Source organism: Pseudomonas sp. Irchel 3H3 (assembly GCF_900187635.1).
Classification (GTDB): domain Bacteria; phylum Pseudomonadota; class Gammaproteobacteria; order Pseudomonadales; family Pseudomonadaceae; genus Aquipseudomonas.
The window spans coordinates 25585-48970 of record NZ_FYEC01000020.1 but is presented as its reverse complement, the minus strand read 5'-3'; the positions used below and the strand labels follow the sequence as shown (position 1 = coordinate 48970).

Here is a 23386-nt window from a genome sequence, read left to right as displayed (position 1 = left end):
CGCTGAATGTTACGCAATTGCCGGCGGGCGAACCAGTCGTGGCGGGGCCCAGCCGTCAATGGGGATTTTGTAACAACTGGCGACCTGTGCATTTCCAGACTGCGTGCTACACCTTGATGAGCCTCCTTACCCTCGAGCCGACCACCCATGACCGCCACACCCCTGTTGACCGCGTTCCTGCCCATTGCCCTGGGCATCATCATGCTGGGCCTGGGGTTGTCACTGACCCTGGCCGACTTCACCCGCGTGGTGAAATACCCCAAGCCTGTGCTGATCGGCCTGGTCTGCCAGTTGTTGGTGTTGCCGTTCCTGTGCTTCCTGATCGTCCAGGGTTTTCGCCTGGAGCCGGCACTGGCCGTCGGCCTGATGCTGCTGGCCGCCTCCCCCGGCGGCACCACCGCCAACCTCTACAGCCACCTGGCCCACGGCGACGTGGCGTTGAACGTGACGCTGACGGCGGTCAACTCGATGATCGCGATCCTCAGCATGCCGTTGCTGGTGAACCTGTCGCTGCTGTATTTCATGTCCGCCGACCAGGCCATCCCCCTGCAATTTGCCAAGGTGCTGCAGGTGTTCGCGATTGTCCTGTTGCCGGTCGGCCTGGGCATGCTGGTGCGGCGCTACTGGCCACGCTTTGCCAACCGCATGGAAAAACCGATGAAAATCGTCTCCGCCCTGTTCCTCGTCGGCACGGTGACCATCGCCTTCATCAAGGACTGGCAGACCGTGGTCGACTACGCGCCGGTCGTGGGCCTGGCCGCCCTGCTGTTCAACCTGCTCAGCCTGGCCATCGGCTACGGCGTCCCCCGCCTGCTCCGCCTACCCCAGCGCCAGGCGGTGGCCATCGGCATGGAAATCGGCATCCACAACGGCACCCTGGCCATCGCCCTGGCACTCAGCCCGAGCCTGCTGAACAACTCCACCATGGCCATCCCGGCCGCCATCTACAGCTTCATCATGTTCTTCACCGCCGCAGGATTCGGCTGGTGGGTCAACCGCGTGCACGGCAAGCAGTTGGCGTTGGAGGAACGGGAGTTGGCTGGGTGAGTCAGCGAAACGCGGCGAGACCGCCATCGCGGGCAAACGGAGCGCCGCCCGGCCCTCTCCCACAAGGGATATTCCAGTGCGGGAAAGCAGGCCGGCCGGTAGGCCGCTTCGCCCGCCCGTACCACTCACCCACCACCGCACCACTCTTGCCGTAGACATTCCCTCCCCGTTACTATTGCTAATAATTCTCACTAACAAAAAACACCAACGCGATGAGCGACTCTCCAACCGCCACTCACCAGCAGCACGTCGAAGCCCTGTACGTGGGCCATCAAGGCTGGCTATACGCCTGGCTGCAGCGAAAACTGGGAAACCGGGTAGAGGCCGCAGACCTGATGCACGACACCTTCATCCGCATCCTGGCCGCCAAGTCAGTGCCAGACCTGGTCGAACCCAGGGCCTATCTGACCTGCGTAGCCAAGGGCATCCTGATCAACTGGTACCAACGCCAGGCACTGGAACGCGCCTACCTTTCGGCACTGGCCCAACTGCCGGAGTCCCAGGCGCCCTCACCCGAACTGCGCTACCTGATCCTGGAAACCCTGCATGAGGTCGATGCCCTGCTCAACACCTTGCCGCCGCTGGTGAAGCGCGCCTTCCTGCTCGCCCAGATCAGCGCCGTGAAGTACGAAGACATTGCCCAACAACTCGACGTGTCGCTGACCACGGTCAAGCGCTACATCAAACAGGCGTTCCTGCAATGCCTGACGTTGATGCCCGAATGAGCAGCCCGACAAGCATTAACCCGGCCGTCTTGGAACAGGCCGCCGAGTGGCTGATGCGCCTGGGGGAAGGCAACCTCAGCGCCCAGGAACTCGCGCAATGGCAGCAATGGCGCACCAGCAACGTCGAGTGCGAGCGGGCCTGGCGGCGCGCCGAATCCCTGCTCGGCACCCTCGGCGGCCTACCCGCGGACCTGGCCCTGTCGGCGCTCGACCGCCCGGCCAATCCCCAGCGCCGGACACAGCTCGCGCGCCTGGCCGCACTGTTGGCGCTGGCGCCGACCTCCTGGCTGGGCTGGCAACTGGACCAACGCCAGGGCTGGAGCGCTGACTACCACTCGCCGATTGGTGAACGTCGGCACCTGACCCTCGCCGACGGCACCCGGGTGACCCTCAATACCGATACTTCGATCGATGTGAATTTCGACCCGCTGCAGCGCCTGATCCGGGTTCGCAAAGGTGAAATCCTGGTGCAGACCGCACCCGATCTCCAGGTGCCTGCCCGACCGTTGCGGGTCAGCACCGAGCAGGGTCGCCTGGAAGCTTTGGGCACGCTCTTCAACGTGCGCGAAGAAACCGGCATCACGCGCCTGGCCGTGCTCGACGGGCGGGTGCGAATCGAGCTGAACCAACAGCCCCAGGCAACCCCGACCATCGTGCTGGCCGGTCAACAGACCGCATTCTCGGCCTCAGCGGTCGGTGCCATGCGCGCCACCGACAGCTCTCGCACCGCCTGGACCCAAGGCATGCTGGTAGCCGACCGCATGCGCCTGGGCGACTTCGCCGCCGAACTGGCGCGCTATCGCCCTGGAGTACTGCGCTGCGATCCGGCCGTGGCCCAGGTGCGGATCTCCGGCGCGTTCCCCCTGGACGACAGCCGTCGCGCCCTGAGCATGCTGAGCCAAACCTACCCGGTGCGGGTGACCTCACGCCTGGGCGGTTACTGGGTGACGATTGCCCAGGCGTAGCCGCGGAAAATATTTTCACCCAACCCTGGCACTTTTTTCGCGCTCGGCTGGCAAGAGAAGAATCCACCTTCTCCCTTGCCCACAGGATCACCTCTCAATGTCCGTTGTCCGCCCCCAAGGATCCACCCCGCCGTTTCGCCGCACGGCCTGCCATGCGCTGTTCAGTCTGCTGCTCAGTGGTACCTGCGCCCAGGCCTGGGCTGCCGAGCCACAGCCATTGGCCAACACCCAGGCGCGCAGCTACCAGATTCCCGCCGGTACCCTGGGGCAGACCTTGTCGCGCTTCGCCGCCGCCAGTCACATCGCCCTGTCGTTCGACCCCAGTCTCACCGATGGCCTGCAAAGCCCCGGCCTGAACGGCAACTACTCACCACTGGAGGCCCTCAGCCACCTGTTGCACGGCAGCGGCCTGGACCTGCAGCAGCGCGCCGATACCAGCTTCACCCTGGTGCGCTCGGCGAACGGCGATGCCCTGCAACTCGCGCCGACCGCGATTACCGGCCAGGGCCTGGGCGTCACCACCGAAGACACCCACTCCTACACCACCAGTGAGGTGAGCATCGGCAAGGGCAACATCAAGCTCAAGGACATCCCGCAGTCGGTGTCGGTGGTCACGCGCCAGCGCATGGACGACCAGAACATGAACAGCCTGCAGGACGCCATGCGCCAGGTCACCGGGGCCACCATCAAGACCTACAACTCAGGTTCCAGCCTCAACGACGTGTACATGCGCGGCTTCCTCGTCGACCAGGTGCAGGTCGACGGAGTCTCCCAACCCACCGGCCAGGGCGACATGGCCACCAGCTTCGACCTGGCGATGTACGACCGAGTCGAAGTGCTGCGTGGTCCATCGGGCCTGTACCAGGGGGCCGGTGAGCCCGGCGGCACCATCAACGTGGTGCGCAAGCGCGCCCTGGGCCGGTTTGCCCTGGGTGGCGAACTGGGCGCTGGCTCCTATGATCACTACCGTTCCTCGGTGGACGTCACCGGCCCGCTGAACGGACAGGGCAGCGTGCGCGGCCGTTTCATCACTGCCTACGAGAACAACCAGTCCTTCGTCGACTATGCCCAGAACGAACGGCCGATGGTCTATGGCCGCCTGGAGTTCGACCTCGACCCGTCCACTACCCTGTCGGTTGGCGGTGCCTACCAGCAGAACCACTCCACCCCGGCATTCGGTTTGCCGGCCTACGCCGACGGGCGCTTGCTCGACGTCCCACGCTCGACCTTCGTCGATGCCAAGTGGAACGAACTGAACGAAAAAGTCTGGGAGAGCTTCGCCGAAGTCGACCACGCCCTGGACAACGGCGGCCAGTTCAAGACCACCCTGACCTACCGTGACGCCGAAACCCCCAAGCGCAACTTCACCTGGGCCGATGGCGCCGTCGACCCGGCCACCGGTGACAGCTGGGCCGTGGCCTACAACTACTACACCCACATCAAGACCATTGGCGTGGACAGCTTCGTCACCACCCCGTTCGAAGCGTTCGAGCGCAGCCATGAGTTCACCGTGGGTGGCGAGTACCAGCACCTGGACAAGGACTTCACCTACGGCGGCGGCGACTACTTCCCGATCAACGTGTTCGATCCGGGCAGCATCGACATCCCCAAGCAGGACTACGAGCGCAACAACGGCAACTGGTCCAAATCCGATCAGTACGGCTTTTATACCCGCGCCAAGCTCAACGTCAGCGACTGGCTCGACGTGGTCGGCGGCAGCCGCGTGAGCTGGTACGAAAGCGACGCGCAAAACGCCAACGCGTTTTTCAACAATTTCAGCAGCGCCCACACCAGCATCAACCGCAAGGTGGTGCCCTACGGTGCGCTCATCGCCAAGCTGACTCCCGAGCTGTCGGCCTACGCCAGCTACACCGGGGTGTTCAAGCCGCAAAGCGAGATCGGCAGCGACAGCTCGCCCATCGGCCCACGCAAGGGCAAGCAGTATGAAGTGGGCCTCAAGCGCGAGTTCTACGACGGGCGCCTGAATGCCAGCGTGGCAGTGTTCCGCATCTATGACGAAAACCGCGCCGAATACGACAACCTCACAGCGGCCTACGAGGCCCAGGGCAAAGCCCGCAGCCAGGGTTGGGAAACCGAGTTGAGCGGCAACCTGAGCGACAACTGGAGCCTGGTCACCGGCTACGCCTTCACCACCACCAAGACCCTGGAGGCCGATGACGGCAACGAAGGCAAGACCTTCAGCACCATCACCCCCAAACACAACTTCAATCTGTGGACCAAGTACCAGTTCACCGACGGCCCGCTCAAGGATTTCAACGTCGGTGGTGGTGTACGAGTCGTCAGCAAGACGTACTTCCAGCGTGAAGTGCGTTTCGAACAGAGCGGCTATGGCATCACCACGGCGCAGGTCGGCTACAAGATCAACGACAACCTGTCGACGACCCTGACCGCCAACAACCTGTTCGATCGCAAGTACTACGACCGAGTGGATGCATCCTGGGGCACCAACTTCTACGGCGACCCGCGCAACCTCACGCTGACCCTGCGCGCCCAGTACTGAGCATGACGCACCACGCTTGACGGACCAGGCAGCGGTGCCGGCAACGAGCTTGCTCGCGAAGGACGCAAGAGCGCCGCGGTGAATCAGGCTTTGCGCGTCATCGTTGACGACCATCGCGAGCAGGCTCGCTCCCACAGTGGTTTTGTGGTGCCCACAGGTCCCAAAATCCCTGTGGGAGCGAGCTTGCTCGCGATGAGGCCGACACATTCAACATCATTGCTGCCTGACCCACCGCCATCGTCGGAACGCCGCCCGGAGCAAGCTCGCTCCCACAGGTTTGATGGGTATATGCAAAATCTGCGGGCACCACAAAACCACTGTGGGAGCGAGCCTGCTCGCGATAGACGCAAGAGCACCGCGGTGAGTCAGGCTTTGCGCGTCATCGTTGACGACCATCGCGAGCAGGCCGCAAGCGGGCACCCGCTCCTACAGTGATATTAGGTGCCCACAGGTTCCGTATACGGCTTGCTCGCGATGGTCTGGAGAACGCCACGCATACCCGGACTCACGCTATTGGCCCATGGTTTCAAGCCCGGTCGTCGCGTTATCATGCCCTGGGACCTGGTGCTATCTCGCGCATCACCTGCAAAAGGACTTCAGTTCATGACAACGCCCCGCATCCGCGCGCTCGCGCTTTGTGTGTTCCATCACCAGGGAAAAATCCTGGTCCATCGCTTCGTCGACCCCGTCACCGGACAGAGCCTGTTCCGGCCAGTCGGCGGTGGTATCGAGTTCGGTGAAACCAGTGCCCAGGCGATCGAGCGTGAAGTCCAGGAAGAGCTCGACCTGGCGATCGACAACCTGCGCCTGGTCGGCACGCTGGAAAGCCTGTTCACGTACAACAACATCCCGGGGCATGAAATCGTCCAGGTCTACGATGGACAATTTCGCGATCAGCACCTGTACCAAATGCCCTACCTCGACGGTCACGAAAGCGACGGCATGGCCTTTCAGGTCACCTGGCAAGACAGCTCGGCTTTCACCGCCACGTCGCCCCTGGTACCCGAAGGCCTCTACCCGCTGCTGAAGAACGCCGGCCTGCTTGCCTGATCCCAATCCCACCGCGCCCAGACCACCGTCACCAAGGATGTCCGGGAGTTGAAGTGCCTGCGCGACAACCCGGGGCGAGCTGCAGGCTTCAGCTCGAATGCACAATTGCCTCGTCCGGAATATCGTCCAACGATTCCGGTTGCCCCGGATCTTCGGTGATCACCGTGAAATCACTGACCTCGACCGCGCCCACCCCGTACCCCAGCAGATGGAAGGAAAAGGCCTTGCGTGACTCGGGGTTGTCGAAGCTGAAGTTCATTTCCAACGGTTGATCGCCGGTCACCAGCATTTCTTGCGGCAGGCCCAGCGGCACGTCCTGTTCCAGCTCCTTGGCCTTGAGCAGGATGTAGACCTTCTCTTGCGGGTCCACCGAGCGCACCGTCAGGCGCACGCGGGTCTGGGAGCCCTTGGGCATTTCCAGGTACTGCGCGCCGATCAGGTTATCGGCCCAGTCGTCCTTGATCTGTGCCTGCAGCGGGATGATCGCCGGGCTGCCGAACTGGTAGCGCTGGTTCAGCGGGGTGCGCAGCAGTGTGCGGTCCAGGGCCTCGGCGCGGGCGCTGATCTGACGGGCCCGCAGGCCGCCGTACTGGCCGGCGAAGGTCGCGCGGTCGGCAATGAACCCCGCGCTGTTGTAATAGCGGCAGCGCTGCTGGAAATCGCACTCGGTGAGGGTGCCCTGGCCGTCGTGATAACGCAGCTTGCCGTTGGTGTAGGACATGATTTCACGGCCGCTGGCATAGTCGCGAAACAACGAGCGGCCACTCAGGCTCGGCGGCACCGGCAAGGAGAAATAGTCGAGGATCGAGGTACTCAGGTCGACGTGCCCATAGACCCCTTGCTTGACCCGGGGCAGTTGTTCCTGCTCGGGGGCCAGTGTCAGGTTGAAGCCCCAGGACGAGGCCAGGCGCACGCCATCGATGCCGTGGGATTCGTCGGAAGTGATCACCACCAGGGTGTCCTTGAGAATGCCCTGGCGTTCCAGACCATCGAGGAATTGCCCAAGGGCGTCGTCCAGGTAACCGACGGCGGCCTGTTTGGCCGTGTCATAGCGTTGCAGGTACTCGTCCGGTGCCGAGTACGGCTGGTGCGTGCCCACAGTCAGCAGGGTCAGCATCCACGGCTGTTTCTGTTTTTTCAGTTGACCGACGTAATCCAGCGCGCCTTCGAAGAAGGCCTTGTCGTCCTTGCCCCAGGGGAATTCCAGGTAGTTGCTGTTGCTGAACCACTCCAGGCCATGGGTCGCATCAAAGCCGATGTGCGGCATGATCTTGTCCTTGGCCATGAAGCGCAGGCCGGCACCCTGCAGGTAATGGGTGGCGAAGCCGTGCTGGCGCAGTTGGGCCGGCAGGCAGGCCTGGTTGCGTTCGGTCTGGGTGAGCATCTCCACGCCCTTGGGCGTGCCGTTGTCGAGCTTGTCGTAGTCACCGCACAGCATCGCGTACAGGCCACGGATGGTCTGGTGACTGTGCAGCACATAGTCCGGGGTGTTCATGCCGCGCTCGGCCCAGCGGCTGAGGTTGGGCATCAGGTTTTCCTGATAGCTGCTGTGCAAGGCCTGGCGATTGACCCCGACATACGCCCCGGGTATGCCCTCAAGGGTGATGATCAGCACATTGCGCGCACGACCCGGCGCGCCCAGCAGTTGCTGCCCGTCCAGGTCCAATTGAGTGAGGCCGGCCATCTGCGGCGGCACATCGACCACACCCCCTTCCAGCCATTCTTCGGCACGCATCTGCACCTCGCCGACGCCGGCTGCCAGCAGCTGGTGCGGCAGGTTGAACAGTTGCCATTGATCAGCCTCCGTCGGGTGCAGGTACTGGGCACCCCAGTGCGCGACCAGCAGCAACGCCGGGGCGGCCCAGGCGCTACGCGGCAGGCGCGTCGCGGGTTGGCCGCGACCTGCCCATTGGCAGAGCAGCCAAACCAACAGCCCCGACATCAGGCTGGCGGCCAGCCACGGCTGGGCAAAACTGCCGCTGGTGGATTTATCGAGAAACTGCGGATCGATCAGGTAGTTAAGGTCGGCCGCATTGGGCAAGCGGCCGACTGCGCTGACCAACTCGGCCGTCGCCACGGTAAACAGGCCCCAGACCAGCAACACCGGCAGCGCCAACCACCAGGGACGGCGATGCAACAGCAGCACCAGCAGGCTGCCGATGCCCAGGTCCGACAGATAACCCAACGGGTCCGACCAGCCCATGGCCGCTCGCAGGCACAGGGGCGCCACCAGGACCAGGCCCATCAGGGCAATCAGGCGCGCGCGCGGGTGCTGCAACCAGTGACGAATGATGTTCACAAAAATATGCTTCCAGACATTAAATCTTCATATAGATATGCCCGATGGTACCAAGGGATGCACAGGATGTGCCGTGATATTCCCCGTCGGCGCCGCGATTAAACAAACGTAGGACGGCGGCTACCGCGCCGTGGCCCCGCGATATGGGGCATAAACCCGGCGCCAGAGCGCTGCACCGCCTCGACGAAACGGCGTCCGGAAGGCCTGCAACAAGTTGTTTCAGGCTGTTTAATCAGGCGGTCATTTATTTTTCCGGCGCCTGCATCCAAAACCCTTCCTGGCGGGTAGTACAGGTAGCAGCCCCTGCGCTGCCGAGCTGTTCAACCTGCTGGAGAGACCTCAATGAACACCAGACAATTGCTCTGCCACCTCGGTACTGCGTTATCCGCGACTTGCCTGATGAGCGCGCTGTCGCTCGCCCACGCGCAAACGAATCTGCCGGACCCGATCAAAGTGCCGTCGGGACACAAGTTGGTGCTGGAAAGCGTGGGGGTTGGCGAAATCACCTACGAGTGCCGCGACAAAGCCAACGCGCCCGGCCAGACCGAGTGGTTTTTTGTCGGCCCCAAAGCCACGCTCAATGGTCGCGACGGGCAAATGCTGGGCAGCTACTTTGGCCCGCCCGCCACCTGGCAGGCCAAGGATGGTTCGACCATCACCGGTACCCAACTGGCGGTCGCGCCCTCGTCCAGCGGCAACCTGCCCTATCAACTGGTCAAGGCCAACCCGGCACAAGGCAAAGGTGCCATGACCGGTGTCAGCTACATCCAGCGCGTGGCCACTCGCGGCGGTGTCGCGCCCAGCCTCGCCTGCACCGCCGCCAACAAGGGGCAGCGTGAGGTCGTGAGCTATCAGGCCGACTACCTGTTCTGGGCGGCCAACTAACAGCGCGGGGTAAAAACACCCGCCGCAGGGAAACTCGTCTAACCTGCTGCAATGGCACCCCAGCCTCAGGGCTGGGGCGGTTTCACCTTGTCGATGGCGGATCCATTGTCCTTGCCCGAGCCCGGTTTTGATTATGAAGCGTGCCTGACGGCGTGTGCGCAAGGCGACCACCAGGCCCTGCGCGACCTGTACACGCAGGAGAGCGCCCGCCTGTTGGGGGTGGCCCGGCGCATTGCCGGGGACACCGCCCTGGCCGAAGACATCGTGCACGACGCGTTTATCCGGATCTGGACCAAAGCCGCCAGTTTCGATCCGGCACTGGGGACCGCGCGCGGCTGGATTTTCAGTGTCACCCGGCATCTGGCCCTTAACTTCATGCGTAACAGCGCCAGGCTGGTGCCCATCGACCAAGACCACGAAGACGCCTCGCCGGGCTTCGACCTGCACGGGCATTCGGGACGGATCTATGACTGCCTTGAGCAACTGCAGCCGGCCCGCCGCGATTGCCTGTTGCATGCCTATGTCGATGGTTACTCCCATGGGCAGATTGCCGAAAAACTGGGCACGCCCCTGGGCACCGTCAAAGCCTGGATCAAACGCAGCCTGGCGGCATTACGCGAGTGCATGGGATGAACACGAGCCCCGACGACAATGACCAACTGGCAGGTGAATACGTGCTGGGCACCTTGGCGGCCGAACAACGGCGCGAGGTTGAGCAACGCCTGGCCGTGGACGCGGACCTGCGCCTGGCGGTCGCCAGTTGGGAGCGGCGCTTGCTGGAGTTGACCGACCTGGCCCCACCCCATCCGCCTAGCACACGCCTATGGGGCCGCATCGAACGTAGCCTCGACGCTCTTGATCGACCTGAGGCAACTGCGCCTGCCCCGACAACAGCGCCGACCTGGTGGGACCGTCTGGCACTGTGGCGCGGCCTCGCCGGCGCCGGCCTTGCCGCGACCCTGGTGCTGGGTAGCGTGCTGCTGACGCGGACCACGCCCCAGCCGGTGACCTCCTACCTGGTGGTGCTGGTGGCCCCACAGAGTCAGGCCCCAGGCTGGGTCATCCAGGCAAGCGATTCCCGGGAGATGCAACTGATTCCATTGGGCGTGGCCCAGGTGCCTGCCGACAAGGCCCTGCAGTTCTGGACCAAGGCCGAGGGTTGGCAGGCGCCGGTGTCCCTGGGCCTGGTCAAGCCCGGGCAACGCCTGCAGGTGCCCCTGGACCAACTGCCTCCTCTGACCCCCGACCAGTTGTTCGAACTGACCCTGGAAAACCCCGGTGGCTCGCCGACCGGTAAACCCACCGGGCCCATCCAGTTCATCGGCCGGGCGGTCAAGGTCCTCTGAGCGTGCTCGGCGGGCACCCTTTCGCAGTCCGCAGCGGCGCGCGGAAAACCTTGTGCTAGGCTTTTTTTCACATGAAGAACGGCGATTGAACCCTCCCATTTCTGGATGACGGAGTTGTGCAATGAAAAACACGCTTTCCTGGCTGACAATTACCCTGATCAGCCTGCTGCTCGGTGCCTGCGCCAGCATCGATGCCCAGACCACCGCCTACGTCGGCGGGCCGCATCCCGGCCCGACCCTGGCGGCCAACGTCCAGGTACTGCGGGTTGAGCCAACGCGCCCCCATGTGCGCCTGGGTGAAATACTGGTCGATGCCAGTGTCGACCCTGCCCCGCCTATCACCGACGTCGAGCAGAAACTCAAGGATGAAGCGGCGAAGATCGGCGGAGATGCCGTGGTGGTGGTCTACGACCATATCCAGCCCGTGGCCGCCTACGTCAGCGGACCACTGTGGAGCCGCGATATCGAGACCATCCAGGGCCGCAAACTCAAAGGCATCGTAATCCGCTACCAGTAACTGTCTCGCCCGCGCAGCCTGGCGATTGGCCTATAACCGCGGCGTGGAATACCGATGGCAGAATCCTGGCGCATTGCCACAGGAGCCCTATGCTGTAGACGATCAGAGCAAATCCCAGTCAGGCGAGCGAGTTTTGGGGCAATTCGATAACGCCTGAATACCAGCCCTGGGCGGCAACATGAACTGGCAGTTTTGAGACCCTGCAACCCGAACTTAAATACATGGAGTAACACCCTATGAGCTTGACGCGAAAAATGATCTTCGGCGCCGCATTGGCCAGCCTGTTGCTGGGTGGTTGCACCTCGAAAGTCACTGAGCGGGAGCAGTACTCCGGCTTCCTGTCCAACTACAACAACATGGAAGAAGTCACCACCACCAGCGGCGAGAAAGCCATGCGCTGGGTCAGCCCGTCCTGGAACGCAAACGCTTACGACACCGTGGCGTTCAACAAGCTGGAACTGTACCCGGCGCCCAAGCCTGATGAACGGGTCAACCGCCAGACCCTGGATGAGTTGCAGCGCTACATGACCAGCTCGGCCAAAGCCACCCTGGGCACGAAGTACCGCATCGTGCCCACCCCGCAAGCGGCGCCTGCCGGTTCCCGCGTATTGATCCTGCGTGCGGCGATCACCGGCGTCAGCGCCTCCAACGAAGGCATGAAATGGTATGAAGTGGTGCCCATCGCCGCTGTCGTCGGCGGGGTCAGCGCGGCCACCGGGCATCGTGACCAGGACACCGAACTGTTCATCGAGGCCGAACTGGTCGACGCCCGCACCAACCAGACTGTGGCCCGGGTAGTGCGCAAACTCTTCGGCAAGACCCTGGAAAACTCCAGCCAGAAGATCACCACCAACGACTTCAAGGCGGCGATCGCCAAACTCAACAGCGACTTGCAAGCCTTCATCCGTTAATCCGCCAAGCCTGCCAGCGCCTGTCCATGGCGCTGGCAGCAGCCCATCAACGCTGCGCAGCGACCCGCGATGCAGATGACTCCAGCAGAAACGGCAACAGATGCGCGACAAACGCCTCGGGCGCCTCCTCCGTAATGAAGTGACCACAACCTGGCACAATCGCGCCTTGCAGATTCAGCGCGTTGCCTTGCATCGTCAGCAGCGGCGCATCGTTGGTCGCATGTTCCGCGCCGATAGCCAACACCGGCATTTCTAGCGGTCTGGCGGCTCGCCGCTGGTTCTGCGCGATGGTCTCAGGGATCGCCCGGTAATAGCCGAACCCACCCCGTAGCCCACCCGGCGTCGCATAGGCGTTGATATAGCTTTGCACCGCGACTCGCTCCTGGCGCACCGACCATTGCGCAAACATGTAGGCCAGGTACTGGGCTTCCCGTCCCGCGATCAACACCTCGGGCAAGTCGAGCAACTGGTTGAACATGAAGTGCCAGAGAAAGATGTTCTGCCCCGCTGGCGCAAAAATCGACGGCGCCGGCGCCAATCCGGGTATCACTGCCTCCGTCAGTACCAGGCATTCAACCGCCTGCGGATAATCGCTCGCCAGGGCGTACGCCACCCACATGCCGACATCATGGCCAACCACCGCGTAATGCTCGTAGCCGAGAACCTGCATCAAACCGTGCAAACGCCTGGCCGTGGCCCCGGTGTCATACCCCTCTTGCGGTTTATCGGAGAGCCCGGTGCCCGGCAGATCCACCGCGATCGCCTGGAATCCGTTCGCCGCCAGTGCCTGCATCACATGCCGCCAGGTCAACCAGGTTTGCGGCCAACCGGGAATCAACAGTACCGGCGCCCCCTGACCCTCGGTCACATAATGAATGCGGCTGCCGTCGACCTCGGCGTAACCATGCTCGTGTGTGCGCCCGGCGAACGCCTGCTGTTCGAAGAGATCCATGTTCATGCCCGCCCTTGAAGTGCAGGCCGGGCCAGGCCGAGCATGGCGTCCAGTTGCGCCTGGTCGACGGCGGCGCCGGCAAAGTCGTCGAACACCTTGTCCGTGACCCGGATGATATGTTCATTGATAAACGCCACGCCTTGCCTGGCGCCGTCATCCTGGTCTTTCAGGCAGCACTCCCACTCCAACGTCGCCCAGCCGGCATAGTCATGGAGTGCCAGCTTGGAAAAGATCCCCTTGAAATCGACCTGGCCATCGCCCAGGGAACGAAACCGCCCTGCGCGATCAGCCCATCCCTGGTAACCACCGTAGATGCCCTGGCGCCCGGTCGGATTGAACTCGGCATCCTTGACGTGAAACATCCGAATGAAATCGCGGTAGATGTCCAGATAGTCCAGGTAGTTGAGTTGCTGCAGCACGAAGTGACTGGGGTCGAAGAGGATCTTGCAGCGCGGATGATTGCCCACCCGCTGCAAAAACATCTCGAATGTCACACCGTCGTGCAGGTCTTCGCCGGGGTGAATTTCGTAGCACAGGTTCACGCCCTCCTCGTCACAGGCATTGAGGATCGGCAACCAGCGCTTGGCCAACTCGTCGAATGCCGAGTCGATCAGGCCCGCGGGGCGCTGCGGGAACGGGAACAGATAGGGCCAGGCAAACGAGCCGGAGAACGTGCCCATGTCCGTCAACCCCAATCGGCGGGAAGCCTTGGCCGACAACAATAAGCGCTCCAGCGCCCACTCGGTCTTGGCGGCTGCATTGCCCTGTAGCGCTGGCGGGGCGAACCCGTCGCACAAGCTGTCATAGGCCGGATGCACCGCCACCAGTTGCCCGAACAGGTGGGTAGTCAATTCGCTGATCACCAGGCCGTGCTCTGCCAAGGTCCCGCTGATCTCATCGCAATAATCCTGGCTGTGTGCCGCCAGGCTCACATCGAACAGGCGCTCATCCCAGGCCGGAATCTGCAGCGCCTTGAATCCACGGTCCGCAGCCCAGGCCGCGATGGTTGGCAGGCTATTGAACGGCGGCGCGACGTCACTGAATTGCGCCAGGTGCAAGCTCGGTCCCTTGAGGGTTTTCATCGTTCACTCCATTTGTTTGTCGATCGACAAAGAATAGAGACGTTGAACAAAGTCCGTCAATACGTCGACTTGCTTTTTTTGTCGATCGACCAATAATAGCGCCAACCCCACGACCCTTCCCCCATTGAGACCCCCACCCCATGGCTGGCAGACCCCGAGAGTTCGACCGCGATCAAGCCTTGCGCAACGCCCGCGATGTATTTTGGCGGCGCGGCTTCGAAGCCACATCCATGTCCGACCTGGTCGAGGCGCTAGGCATCGCGTCGGCGCGGATCTACGCCGCGTTCGGTTCCAAGGAAGCACTGTTTCGAGAAGCCGTCGCCCTCTACGAGTCCGCCGATGGAGCCTTTGCCGACGCCGCCCTGGCCGGGGAAAGCAGTGCTCGCGACGCTATCGAGCGCATGCTCAGGGACGCCGTCGAGCTGTACACCCTGCCCGGCCGGCCACAAGGTTGCATGGTGGTGTCGTCGGCCACCAACTGCTCGCCCGACAACGACGGCATCCGCGAGTGGCTGGCTGGGCATCGGCGCAACCGGACCCAGTCGATCATCGAACGCCTGGAGCAGGCAGTGCGTAGCGGCGAGTTGCCCGCGCGCACCGACGTGACGTCCCTGGGTGACTGCTACGCGACCCTGCTGCACGGGTTGTCGGTCCAGGCACGAGACGGGATCGCCAAGGCTCGCCTGCTGGCAATGATTCCCATGGCGTTGGCGGCCCTGGATGCGGCGGTCGATAAAGCGCAGCGCTGATCTCGCTACAACTCACTTGCCAACCCCGCACGGTGACGCTAGTGTCAGGACCATGAACCAGCCCCGCACGACCTCGACCACCTTTACCATGACCGCCCAGGGCGGGTCGTGAGAGGTGCCGTGAGCGGCTAAGCACACGTTACCCCAAAGGCCCCGCCAGCAATGGACGGGGCCTTTTTTTGCGCCGCTGTCGCTGGTTTTACGACAAGGAAATGCAGCATGCACGCACTGTTGATTCTCGATATGCAAGTTGGCCTGTTCCACGGCCCGGAACCGCTTTGGCGCAGTGCCGCGCTGCTGGACGCGGTCAATCTGCTGCTGGACAAGGCGCACCAGGCCGGCGCGCCGGTGTTCCTGTCCCGGCACGTCGGCCCGCCCGGGTCGCCGATCGAACCGGGCAGCCCGCTGACCCACCTGATTGATGAACTGCGGCTACAGGGCGATGAAGTGATCTTCGAAAAGCACCGTCCCAGCGCCTTTGCCGCCACGCCCCTGGCCGCCTGGCTACGGGAGCGTGGCGCAGAGGGCGTGGTGATCGCCGGACTGAAGACTCAGTACTGCGTCGACAGCACCTGCCGTGTCGCCCGCGACCTGGGCCTGGACGCCGTGCTGGTCGAGGACGCCCACAGTTGCAGCGACACCGAGGTGTTGAGCGCCGAGCAGATAGTCGCCCACCACAATGCGACGCTGGCGGGGCCTTTCTGCCGCCTGGTACGGGCCGCGGATTGGAACTTCCAGCCATTCAGGACAAGCGCACCATGAACAGCCAGGTACGCCGCGCCCGTGCCGAAGACGCCAGCGCTATCAGCCAGGTGGTGATCGCCGCGCTGCGCCACTGCAATGCCCAGGACTACCCGCCGACGGTCATTGCCCAGGTGGTGGAGCATTTTTCCCCGGCAGCGATCCGGCAATTCCTGGCGCAACGCCAGGTCTACGTGGCGACCCTGCAACAGCAGATCGTCGCCACGGCCAGCCTCGATCAGGACGTGGTGCGCAGCGTGTTCGTCGAGCCGGGTCATCAAGGCCGTGGCATTGGCCAGCAATTGATGGCGGTGATTCACGCAGCGGCCACCGAGGCCGGCCTCGAACAGTTGCGTGTGCCCTCCTCGCTCACCGCCGAGGGGTTTTATCGCCGGCTCGGCTATGCAAAGGTTCGCGACCAGCTGCATGGCGCCGAACGCACCATCATCATGCACAAGCGGCTGGTCTGAACCGCTGAGTGTCGGTGTTCCTCAGGTGGAGAGTCCGAGATGTTAAGCATTGCGGATTCTCCATCCGACGCAATAGAATGCGAAACATTACCACTTGCTAGATTTTCTCATGAAGCCCTCCCCCACAGCCGAGTCGTCGACGCTTGAAGCCCTGTACCGTGGCTATCATGGATGGTTGCTCGGCTGGTTGCGCCGCCGCGTGCAGTGTTCGCACCACGCTTCGGACCTGGCGCAGGACACCTTCATTCGCCTGCTGGCGGCCGGCCCTTACGTCGCCCCGCGTGAACCCCGGGCCTTCCTGGCCACTGTGGCCCGGCGCCTGTTGATCGACAATGGCCGACGCCTGCGCCTGGAGCTGGCGTTTCGCGAGGAGCTTGAACGCTGCGCTGCCTACCTCGATCAAGCGCCGTCGCCGGAGCAGATCCTCCAGGCCATCCAGATCCTCGAAGCCATCGACCGGGCATTGGCCCGGATGAAACCCCGGGTGCGCGAAACCTTCATCCTGCGTCATCTCGATGGCCTGGGACAGGCACAGATTGCCGAGCGCCTGGGGGTGACCGTGCGCACGGTGCAACATGACCTGGTGGAAGCGCTGCTGGCCTGCGACGCATGTGCCCAGGCATGAAACCCGCAATCGCCCCCCAGGTATTGCGCCAGGCCGCTGAATGGCTGGTGCGCCTGGATCACGGCAGCGATGCCGATGCCCAGACCGAACAACAGTTCCGCGCCTGGCTGGCGGCAGACCCGCAGCACCACGAGGCGATCACGCGGCTGCAGGGCCACATTGCGCCCCTGCAGGAACTCCCTGCGCGGGCGGCCCTGCGCCGAGCACAGCCACCGCGGCGCCGGGCGTCGGGGGTCAAGGGCCTGGCGTTGCTGGCAGTACTGGGACTGACGGCAGCACCCGGCTACCAGTATTGGCAGAACGGTTACCTGCTGGCCGATCACAGCACCGACAGCCGCCAGTGGCGGCACGAATACCTCGCCGATGGCAGTCAACTGCAGCTGGACAGCAGCTCCGCCGTCGATCTGGACTTCGACTCCGCGCAACGCCGCGTGCGGTTGCTCGAAGGCGAGATCCTGATCGACGTGGCCAAGGACGCCCATCGTCCGTTCTACGTCGACACCCCCCACGGCACAATTCGCGCCCTGGGTACGCGGTTTATCGTCGAGCGCATCGGCGACGCAACCCAGGTGAGCATGCTGGAATCCTCGACCCGCATCGACAGCGGCGGACGCAGCCTGACCCTCAATCCGGGCCAGCGCGTGCGCTTCGACGCCCAGGGGTTGGGCGCCGTCAGCCAGGTCGATGGCCCTGCTTTGCAAGCCGCGTGGAGTGCCCACCAGTTACTCGCCCACGACCAATCCCTGTCCGATGTGCTGGCACGAGTTGCGCGCCATCGCCCGGGGCTGTTGATCTTCGACCGCCAGGCCCTGCAGGCCTTGCGCGTGACGGTGATGCTGCCGGCCGACGACAGCGACCGCGCCCTGCGCCTGCTGGCGCGCACCCTGCCGATCGAGGTGAAAAGCTACAGCCCGTGGATCACCCGGGTGTCGCTGAAACGCGAAAGCGAATAATTTTTCGCGGTTATTTCATGTTTGCGATTCTGCTGCGTCCTTCCTTTGGCCAACATTGATAAGGAGCACACAGAAGATGGCTTCAACGTCGTTCACCCGCAGCGGTTTGCTGCTCGCCAGCCACATGCTGCTGGGCAGCCTGCCGCTGGCCCTGCCCACCCTGGCGTATGCCCAACAGCAAACCCAGGCCTTCGATATCGCGCCCGGCCCGCTCGGCGAAGTGCTCGGTCGCTACGCCCAGGCCGCCGGCGTGCCGATCGCGTTCGCCTCGCATCAGGTCGAGGGACTGCGCAGCGAGGGTGTACGCGGCAGCTACAGCGTCGCCGAAGGATTCGCGCAGATCCTGCGTAACAGCGGCATGGACGCCAGCGCCAGCAACGACGGCTATCAGTTGGTGAGTCGACCACTGTCCACCGGATCGATTGCGCTGGAGGCGACAGAAGTCACCGCCAACCAGTTGGGGACCATCACCGAAGGCACCGGTTCCTACACCCCGGGCACCATCGCCACGGCCACCCGCCTGGTCCTGACGCCGCGGGAAACCCCGCAGTCGATTTCAGTGGTGACCCGCCAGACCATGGATGACTACGGCCTGGTCTCCATCGACGACGTGATGCGCCATACACCGGGGATCACGGTCTCGACCTACGACAGCGAGCGCACCAACTACTACGCCCGTGGTTTCTCGATTCAGAACTTCCAGTACGACGGCATTCCGACCCTGCGCAACGATGCCTTCTCGGCCGGCCAGACCTTGACCGACATGGCCGTCTACGACCGTGTCGAAGTGCTCAAGGGGGCTACCGGGTTACTCACTGGCGCAGGTGGCCCCGGCGGCACCATCAACCTGATCCGCAAGAAACCGACCGCCGAGTTCAAGGGCAACGTGGAGCTGGGCGCTGGCAGCTGGGACAACTACCGCTCGCAGATCGACCTCAGCGGGCCGTTGACCGAAACCGGCAATGTGCGGGCACGGGCGGTCGCCGCCTACCAGGACAAGCATTCGTTCATGGACCATTACCAGCGCAAGACCAGCGTCTACTTTGGTACCGTGGAAATCGACCTCAACCCCGACACCCTGCTGACCCTGGGTGCCGACTACCAGGACAACGACCCCAAAGGCTCGGGCTGGTCCGGTAGCCGCCCACTGTTCGATTCCAATGGCGATCGGATCAGCCTGCCACGCGCCTTCAACAATGGGGCGAAATGGAGTGGCTGGGAGCAATACACCCGCACGGTATTCGCCACCCTGGAACACAGCTTTGCCAATGAGTGGGTCGCCAAGGGCCAGTACAACCACCAGATCAATGGCTATCACGCCGAGATCGGTTCGGTGCAGAGCAGCCCCAATGCGCTGACCGGAACCTCCAGCGTGTACGCCAACAAGTTCACCGGCGAAACCACCAGCGACAGCGGCGACTTTTACCTGTCCGGGCCCTTCAGCCTGCTGGGTCGCGAGCATCAGTTGGTGGTGGGCACCTCGGCCTCCAACTCCCACTGGAAAGCCAAGAGCTACTACAGCCCGACCTACACCAACAACGTGATCGACTTCTACCACTGGGACGGCGACAGCATCAAGCCGGACTGGGGCGTGGCCACCCCGACGGATGAAACCACGCGCCAGACTGCCGGCTACACCACGGCACGTTTTAGCCTGACCGATGAGCTCAACCTGATGCTCGGCGCCCGCGTGGCGAATTATTGGCTGACGGGCACCAGCGACACCCGGGAAACCGGCAAGCTGGTGCCGTACGCCGGCGTCACCTACGACCTCAGCCAGAACCTGTCGTTGTACGCCAGCTACACCAGCATCTTCATGCCACAGTTCTACTACATCGACAGCCAGAACAAAGTCCTGGAACCGGATGAGGGCAAGAACTACGAGCTGGGCATCAAGGGCGAGTATTTCGATGGCCAGCTCAACACCAGCCTGGCGTACTTCGAGATCCACGAGACCAACCGTGCCGAGGCCGACAACGCCTACAACGCGGCCCCGACCAACCCCGCCGTGGAGTACGCCTACCAGGGCATCAAGGCCAAGACCAAAGGCTACGAAGCAGAAATCTCCGGGCAGTTGGCCCCTGGCTGGCAATTGCAGGCCGGCTATACCCACAAGGTGGTGCGTGACGAGCACGGCAACAAGGTGTCCACCTGGGAACCCGAGGACCAGTTGAGCTTCTACAGCAGCTACAAACTGCAGGGCAACCTCGACAAGTTGACCCTCGGCGGCGGTGCACGCTGGCAGGGACAAGGCTGGCAGGTCCTGACCAACCGGGCCAAGTCCAGCGAGGAGAAGTTCTCCCAGGATGCTTACTGGCTGGTGGACCTGATGGGCCGCTATCAGTTCACCGAACACCTGTCGGCCACGGTCAACGTCAACAACCTGTTCGACAAGTACTACTACACCAACATCGGCTTCTATAACTCCTCGTACTACGGCGACCCACGCAATGTGATGGTGACCAGCCGCTACGACTTTTAAGCCATGGCCCACACGCCGAGCAGACACTGGCGGTCAGCTCGGCTCAAGCACCGGAACCAGGCACCGGGCACCGCTACAAGTAAGGTTGGATATTGGCCAGGGTGCGCTCGACATACAGCTGTTTTTCTCCCACCGGGGCCACGTAGTGCACCGCATTGCTGGCCGCCTCCAGGCCCTGCAGGCGGGCGATGATCCAAGCCGCCAGGTAGGTTGACGCCAGGCAGCCGCCGGCGGTCGCCACGTTGCCCCTGGCGAAGAACGCCTGGTTCAGTACGTCCACCCCCGCGGCCTGGACCCAGGGTTTGGTGGTCAGGTCGGTGCAGGCCGGCACCCCTTCCAGCAGCCCCAGCTTGGCCAGCACCAGGGTCCCGGAGCACTGCGCCGCCAGCAGTTGCCGCCTCGGGTCCAGGCGCAATTGACCCATCAGTTGACTGTCCTCGACCACTTCACGGGTCAGCGCACCGCTGCCGACAATCACCGCATCCGCCTCGTTCGCCTCCTGCAGCGTGGCCTGGGACTCGATCACCAACCCGTTCATCGAGCGCACGCGCAACGTCGGGCTGGCAATCGACACGCGCCAGCCCGGGGTCTTGATCCGGTTGAGCAGCCCCAGGGCAATCAAGGAGTCGAGTTCGTTGAAACCGTCAAAAGTCAGGATCGCGATATGCATGACCGGGTCGTCCGCTGAGTGGGCTGGCGTCCGCCTGTTGGGGCGGTTGTGCGGTCTCAGGCTAGGGCCAATAATCAGTACAATCAAATTATTGTACTGGATACAAGCCCATGGCCCGTTCCCGCTACAAGTACCTGGTGGACGCCTTCGCCGCCGACATCCGTGCCGGCCGCCTGACACCCGGCACCCGCCTGCCCACCCATCGCCAACTGGCCACCCGCGAAGGCCTGGCCTTGGCCACCGCGACCCGGGTGTATGGCGAACTGGAAGCCATGGGCCTGGTCAGCGGCGAGGCCGGCCGCGGCACTTTTGTCCGTGAGACTGCGCTGCCCGCCGGGCTGGGAGTCGACCAGCACGCCGTCGCCGCGGGCCTGCTCGACCTAAACTTCAACTATCCCGCACTCCCCGGCCAGGCCGAACTGCTGCGCGGCGCCTTGCGGCAACTGGCGAACAGCGGTGACCTGGAAGCCCTGCTGCGTTATCAGCCCCACGGTGGTCGCCCCCATGAGCGGGCCAGCGTCGCCCGGCACCTGCGCTGTCGCGGTCTTGCGGTCAGTGAAGAGCAGGTGCTGATTGTCAGCGGCGCCCAGCACGGCCTGGCCGTCACCCTGATGGGGCTATTGCGCGCCGGCGATGTGGTCGCCACCGACGCCCTCACCTACCCCGGGTTCAAAGTCCTCGCCGAGAGCCAGCGCCTGGAACTGGCGCCGATTGCCGCTACCCACCAGAAACCGGACCTCGATGCCCTGGCGCGCCTGTGCCAGCAACGCAAGGTACGCGCCGTGTACTGCATGCCGACCCTGCACAATCCGCTGGGCTGGGTGGCCAGTGCCGACTGGCGTCAGCGCCTGGTGCAGATCGCCCGCCAGCACGACCTGCTGATCATCGAAGACGCCGCCTACGCCTTTCTCGCCGAAGACCCGCCAGCGCCCCTGGCCGCGCTGGCGCCGGAGCGCACCGTGTACGTCTCGGGGCTGTCGAAAAATGTCGCCACCGGCCTGCGGGTCGGTTTTGTCGCGGCGCCCCTGCCCTGGATCCCGGCCCTGGAACGGAGCATCCGGGCCACCGTGTGGAACACCCCCGGCGTGATGACCTCGATCGCCTGCAACTGGCTCGACGACGGCACCGTGCTACGCCTGGAACAACACAAGCGCGAGGATGCCAGACAGCGCCAAGCCCTGGCCCGCGCCGTCCTGCGCGGGCTGCCGTTCACCAGTCACCCCAACGCCTACTTCCTCTGGCTGCCCCTGGGTGAAGAAGTGCGCGCCGACCAGATCGCCTTGGCCCTGCTGCGCGAGAACGTCTCGGTATCGACCGCCGAACCCTTTGCCACCTCCAGCCACGTGCCCCACGCCATCCGCCTGGCACTGGGCTCCCTGGACCTGGCTAGCTTGCAGGTGGCCCTGGAAACGGTGAAGCGGGTGGTGGACAGGCATACGTATTAAGCCGGCTTGAGCGCGGTTGCCTCTGATCCCACCCCCCCACGCGCCTCGAGCATCCGCACAAACATGCCCAGGCTTTGCGACACCGTGCCTCGGCGCCACACCAGCCAGGTGCGCAGGTAGCGGAACGACTCCGACAGCGGCCAGATGCTCACCGTGCTGCAACCGGGCATGCTCTCGAGCATGCTGCGGGGCATCAGGGCCAGGCCGGCACCGGCGCTGACGCAGGCGAGCATGCCGTGGTAGGACTCCATCTCGTGGATCCGCCCCGGCACTGCCGCGTCCTTGGCGAACCAGCTTTCGAAGTGGTGCCGGTAGGAACAGTTGGCGCGAAACGCATAAATGCTCTCGCCGTTGACCTCCCGCGCGCGGTGGATCGGCGGGTGATTGAGGGGGGCGATCAACACCATCTCCTCCTCGAACGCCGGCACTCCCTCCAGTGCCGGGTGCAGCACCGGTCCGTCGACGAAGGCCGCCGCCAGGCGCCCGGACAATACGCCGTCGATCATGGTCCCGGAGGGCCCGGTGGACAGGTCCAGCGCCACCTTGGCGTACTGTTGGTTATAGGCCGCCAGCAGTCCGGGAATGCGCACCGCCGCCGTGCTCTCCAGTGAGCCCAGGGAGAACGAACCTTGGGGTTCTTCCCCGGCAACCGTCGCCCGGGCCTCCCCGACCAGGTCGAGAATCCGTCGCGCGTAGTCGAGAAAACTCCAGCCGGCCGGCGACAGGCGCAAGCGGCTTTTCTCGCGGATAAACAGATCCACGCCCAGGTCCTGCTCCAGTTGCTTGATCCGCGTCGTCAGGTTCGAGGGCACCCGGTGGATGTGCTGCGCGGCGGCACTGATACTGCCGTGCTCGGCCACGGCCTTGAAAATCTCCAGCTGAACCAGATCCAAGTCATTCTCCATTCGTGAACGATAGGCTCAGCATTATTCAGTTTTCAGCAGCCAAGCG

22 protein-coding genes are annotated in these 23386 nt (G+C 63.7%); 17 read left to right on the top strand and 5 right to left on the bottom strand.

Features of this window, described 5'->3' with window-relative positions:
• Window positions 1-147: 147 nt before the first annotated feature.
• The 5 genes from CKW24_RS19995 (at window position 148) to CKW24_RS19975 (ending at window position 6308) form a co-directional block, all read left to right on the top strand.
• Window positions 148-1047 (top strand): bile acid:sodium symporter family protein, encoded by a 900-nt coding sequence (locus CKW24_RS19995; RefSeq protein WP_095169890.1) that lies wholly within the window; start codon window positions 148-150, stop codon window positions 1045-1047.
• Window positions 1048-1259: 212 nt separating this feature from the next.
• Window positions 1260-1772 carry a sigma-70 family RNA polymerase sigma factor gene (locus CKW24_RS19990; RefSeq protein WP_095169889.1) on the top strand — a complete coding sequence of 171 codons (513 nt, stop codon included), beginning with the start codon at window positions 1260-1262 and terminating at the stop codon, window positions 1770-1772.
• On the top strand, window positions 1769-2737 hold the full coding sequence (locus CKW24_RS19985) for a FecR domain-containing protein (protein ID WP_095169888.1): 969 nt from the start codon (window positions 1769-1771) through the stop codon (window positions 2735-2737). The genes CKW24_RS19990 and CKW24_RS19985 overlap by 4 nt, the downstream gene beginning before the upstream one ends.
• Before the next feature lie 97 nt (window positions 2738-2834).
• Window positions 2835-5258 (top strand): TonB-dependent siderophore receptor, encoded by a 2424-nt coding sequence (locus tag CKW24_RS19980; RefSeq protein WP_095169887.1) that lies wholly within the window; start codon window positions 2835-2837, stop codon window positions 5256-5258.
• A 603-nt stretch (window positions 5259-5861) separates the two neighbouring features.
• On the top strand, window positions 5862-6308 hold the full coding sequence (locus tag CKW24_RS19975) for an NUDIX hydrolase (RefSeq protein WP_095169886.1): 447 nt from the start codon (window positions 5862-5864) through the stop codon (window positions 6306-6308).
• Between the two features lie 88 nt (window positions 6309-6396).
• Here CKW24_RS19975 and CKW24_RS19970 read toward each other — a convergent pair whose 3' ends face one another.
• Entirely contained in the window at window positions 6397-8553 is a 2157-nt protein-coding gene (locus CKW24_RS19970) for an LTA synthase family protein (protein WP_371917602.1), read from the bottom strand.
• A 396-nt stretch (window positions 8554-8949) separates the two neighbouring features.
• Between CKW24_RS19970 and CKW24_RS19965 the strand changes: the two genes are divergently transcribed.
• The 5 genes from CKW24_RS19965 (at window position 8950) to CKW24_RS19945 (ending at window position 12266) form a co-directional block, all read left to right on the top strand.
• Entirely contained in the window at window positions 8950-9492 is a 543-nt protein-coding gene (locus CKW24_RS19965) for a DUF3455 domain-containing protein (protein WP_095169884.1), read from the top strand.
• Between the two features lie 51 nt (window positions 9493-9543).
• On the top strand, window positions 9544-10125 hold the full coding sequence (locus CKW24_RS19960) for a sigma-70 family RNA polymerase sigma factor (RefSeq protein WP_095169883.1): 582 nt from the start codon (window positions 9544-9546) through the stop codon (window positions 10123-10125).
• The gene (locus CKW24_RS19955) at window positions 10122-10838 is read left to right on the top strand and encodes an anti-sigma factor domain-containing protein (protein ID WP_095169882.1); all 717 of its coding nucleotides are present in this window, start codon (window positions 10122-10124) and stop codon (window positions 10836-10838) included. The genes CKW24_RS19960 and CKW24_RS19955 overlap by 4 nt, the downstream gene beginning before the upstream one ends.
• A 121-nt stretch (window positions 10839-10959) precedes the next feature.
• Window positions 10960-11355, top strand: a complete 396-nt coding sequence (locus tag CKW24_RS19950; protein WP_095169881.1) for a hypothetical protein — start codon at window positions 10960-10962, stop codon at window positions 11353-11355.
• A gap of 236 nt (window positions 11356-11591) precedes the next feature.
• Entirely contained in the window at window positions 11592-12266 is a 675-nt protein-coding gene (locus CKW24_RS19945; protein WP_095169880.1) for a DUF3313 domain-containing protein, read from the top strand.
• A gap of 46 nt (window positions 12267-12312) precedes the next feature.
• Here CKW24_RS19945 and CKW24_RS19940 read toward each other — a convergent pair whose 3' ends face one another.
• Complete coding sequence (locus CKW24_RS19940) at window positions 12313-13218, bottom strand: alpha/beta fold hydrolase (RefSeq protein ID WP_095169879.1); 906 nt, start codon at window positions 13216-13218, stop codon at window positions 12313-12315.
• A 2-nt stretch (window positions 13219-13220) separates the two neighbouring features.
• Complete coding sequence (locus CKW24_RS19935; RefSeq protein ID WP_095169878.1) at window positions 13221-14300, bottom strand: sugar phosphate isomerase/epimerase; 1080 nt, start codon at window positions 14298-14300, stop codon at window positions 13221-13223.
• A gap of 140 nt (window positions 14301-14440) precedes the next feature.
• Here CKW24_RS19935 and CKW24_RS19930 point away from each other — a divergent pair, with 140 nt between their 5' ends.
• The 6 genes from CKW24_RS19930 to CKW24_RS19905 all read left to right on the top strand — a co-directional run bounded on the left by CKW24_RS19930 (window position 14441) and on the right by CKW24_RS19905 (window position 20320).
• Entirely contained in the window at window positions 14441-15049 is a 609-nt protein-coding gene (locus CKW24_RS19930) for a TetR/AcrR family transcriptional regulator (protein WP_095169877.1), read from the top strand.
• A gap of 219 nt (window positions 15050-15268) precedes the next feature.
• Window positions 15269-15811: a cysteine hydrolase family protein gene (locus tag CKW24_RS19925; RefSeq protein ID WP_095169876.1), complete on the top strand. Its 543-nt coding sequence runs from the start codon at window positions 15269-15271 to the stop codon at window positions 15809-15811.
• Complete coding sequence (locus tag CKW24_RS19920) at window positions 15808-16260, top strand: GNAT family N-acetyltransferase (protein WP_095169875.1); 453 nt, start codon at window positions 15808-15810, stop codon at window positions 16258-16260. The genes CKW24_RS19925 and CKW24_RS19920 overlap by 4 nt, the downstream gene beginning before the upstream one ends.
• Before the next feature lie 109 nt (window positions 16261-16369).
• Window positions 16370-16885, top strand: coding sequence for a sigma-70 family RNA polymerase sigma factor (locus CKW24_RS19915; protein WP_095169874.1), 516 nt, complete (start codon window positions 16370-16372; stop codon window positions 16883-16885).
• Window positions 16882-17838, top strand: a complete 957-nt coding sequence (locus CKW24_RS19910) for a FecR domain-containing protein (protein ID WP_095169873.1) — start codon at window positions 16882-16884, stop codon at window positions 17836-17838. Before CKW24_RS19915 ends, CKW24_RS19910 begins: the two co-directional genes overlap by 4 nt.
• A 76-nt stretch (window positions 17839-17914) precedes the next feature.
• A complete protein-coding gene (locus CKW24_RS19905) occupies window positions 17915-20320 on the top strand; it encodes a TonB-dependent siderophore receptor (protein WP_095169872.1) in 2406 nt (801 codons plus the stop codon).
• A gap of 73 nt (window positions 20321-20393) precedes the next feature.
• On the opposite strand, the gene CKW24_RS19900 is transcribed toward CKW24_RS19905, so the two are convergent.
• Window positions 20394-20990 (bottom strand): DJ-1/PfpI family protein, encoded by a 597-nt coding sequence (locus tag CKW24_RS19900; RefSeq protein WP_095169871.1) that lies wholly within the window; start codon window positions 20988-20990, stop codon window positions 20394-20396.
• A gap of 110 nt (window positions 20991-21100) precedes the next feature.
• Here CKW24_RS19900 and CKW24_RS19895 point away from each other — a divergent pair, with 110 nt between their 5' ends.
• Window positions 21101-22435, top strand: coding sequence for a PLP-dependent aminotransferase family protein (locus CKW24_RS19895; RefSeq protein WP_095169870.1), 1335 nt, complete (start codon window positions 21101-21103; stop codon window positions 22433-22435).
• Here CKW24_RS19895 and CKW24_RS19890 read toward each other — a convergent pair.
• Window positions 22432-23328: a LysR family transcriptional regulator gene (locus CKW24_RS19890; RefSeq protein ID WP_095169869.1), complete on the bottom strand. Its 897-nt coding sequence runs from the start codon at window positions 23326-23328 to the stop codon at window positions 22432-22434. The genes CKW24_RS19895 and CKW24_RS19890 overlap by 4 nt on opposite strands.
• Between the last annotated feature and the right edge of the window lie 58 nt (window positions 23329-23386).

Excerpts from the sequence above, each read along its gene's own strand:
- CKW24_RS19995 (WP_095169890.1), top strand. The coding sequence starts at position 148 with ATGACCGCCACACCCCTGTTGACCGCGTTCCTGCCCATTGCCCTGGGC.
- CKW24_RS19990 (WP_095169889.1), top strand. The coding sequence starts at position 1,260 with ATGAGCGACTCTCCAACCGCCACTCACCAGCAGCACGTCGAAGCCCTG.
- CKW24_RS19985 (WP_095169888.1), top strand. The coding sequence starts at position 1,769 with ATGAGCAGCCCGACAAGCATTAACCCGGCCGTCTTGGAACAGGCCGCC.
- CKW24_RS19980 (WP_095169887.1), top strand. The coding sequence starts at position 2,835 with ATGTCCGTTGTCCGCCCCCAAGGATCCACCCCGCCGTTTCGCCGCACG.
- CKW24_RS19975 (WP_095169886.1), top strand. The coding sequence starts at position 5,862 with ATGACAACGCCCCGCATCCGCGCGCTCGCGCTTTGTGTGTTCCATCAC.
- CKW24_RS19970 (WP_371917602.1), bottom strand. The coding sequence starts at position 8,553 with ATGGGCCTGGTCCTGGTGGCGCCCCTGTGCCTGCGAGCGGCCATGGGC.
- CKW24_RS19965 (WP_095169884.1), top strand. The coding sequence starts at position 8,950 with ATGAACACCAGACAATTGCTCTGCCACCTCGGTACTGCGTTATCCGCG.
- CKW24_RS19960 (WP_095169883.1), top strand. The coding sequence starts at position 9,544 with ATGGCACCCCAGCCTCAGGGCTGGGGCGGTTTCACCTTGTCGATGGCG.
- CKW24_RS19955 (WP_095169882.1), top strand. The coding sequence starts at position 10,122 with ATGAACACGAGCCCCGACGACAATGACCAACTGGCAGGTGAATACGTG.
- CKW24_RS19950 (WP_095169881.1), top strand. The coding sequence starts at position 10,960 with ATGAAAAACACGCTTTCCTGGCTGACAATTACCCTGATCAGCCTGCTG.
- CKW24_RS19945 (WP_095169880.1), top strand. The coding sequence starts at position 11,592 with ATGAGCTTGACGCGAAAAATGATCTTCGGCGCCGCATTGGCCAGCCTG.
- CKW24_RS19940 (WP_095169879.1), bottom strand. The coding sequence starts at position 13,218 with ATGGATCTCTTCGAACAGCAGGCGTTCGCCGGGCGCACACACGAGCAT.
- CKW24_RS19935 (WP_095169878.1), bottom strand. The coding sequence starts at position 14,300 with ATGAAAACCCTCAAGGGACCGAGCTTGCACCTGGCGCAATTCAGTGAC.
- CKW24_RS19930 (WP_095169877.1), top strand. The coding sequence starts at position 14,441 with ATGGCTGGCAGACCCCGAGAGTTCGACCGCGATCAAGCCTTGCGCAAC.
- CKW24_RS19925 (WP_095169876.1), top strand. The coding sequence starts at position 15,269 with ATGCACGCACTGTTGATTCTCGATATGCAAGTTGGCCTGTTCCACGGC.
- CKW24_RS19920 (WP_095169875.1), top strand. The coding sequence starts at position 15,808 with ATGAACAGCCAGGTACGCCGCGCCCGTGCCGAAGACGCCAGCGCTATC.
- CKW24_RS19915 (WP_095169874.1), top strand. The coding sequence starts at position 16,370 with ATGAAGCCCTCCCCCACAGCCGAGTCGTCGACGCTTGAAGCCCTGTAC.
- CKW24_RS19910 (WP_095169873.1), top strand. The coding sequence starts at position 16,882 with ATGAAACCCGCAATCGCCCCCCAGGTATTGCGCCAGGCCGCTGAATGG.
- CKW24_RS19905 (WP_095169872.1), top strand. The coding sequence starts at position 17,915 with ATGGCTTCAACGTCGTTCACCCGCAGCGGTTTGCTGCTCGCCAGCCAC.
- CKW24_RS19900 (WP_095169871.1), bottom strand. The coding sequence starts at position 20,990 with ATGCATATCGCGATCCTGACTTTTGACGGTTTCAACGAACTCGACTCC.
- CKW24_RS19895 (WP_095169870.1), top strand. The coding sequence starts at position 21,101 with ATGGCCCGTTCCCGCTACAAGTACCTGGTGGACGCCTTCGCCGCCGAC.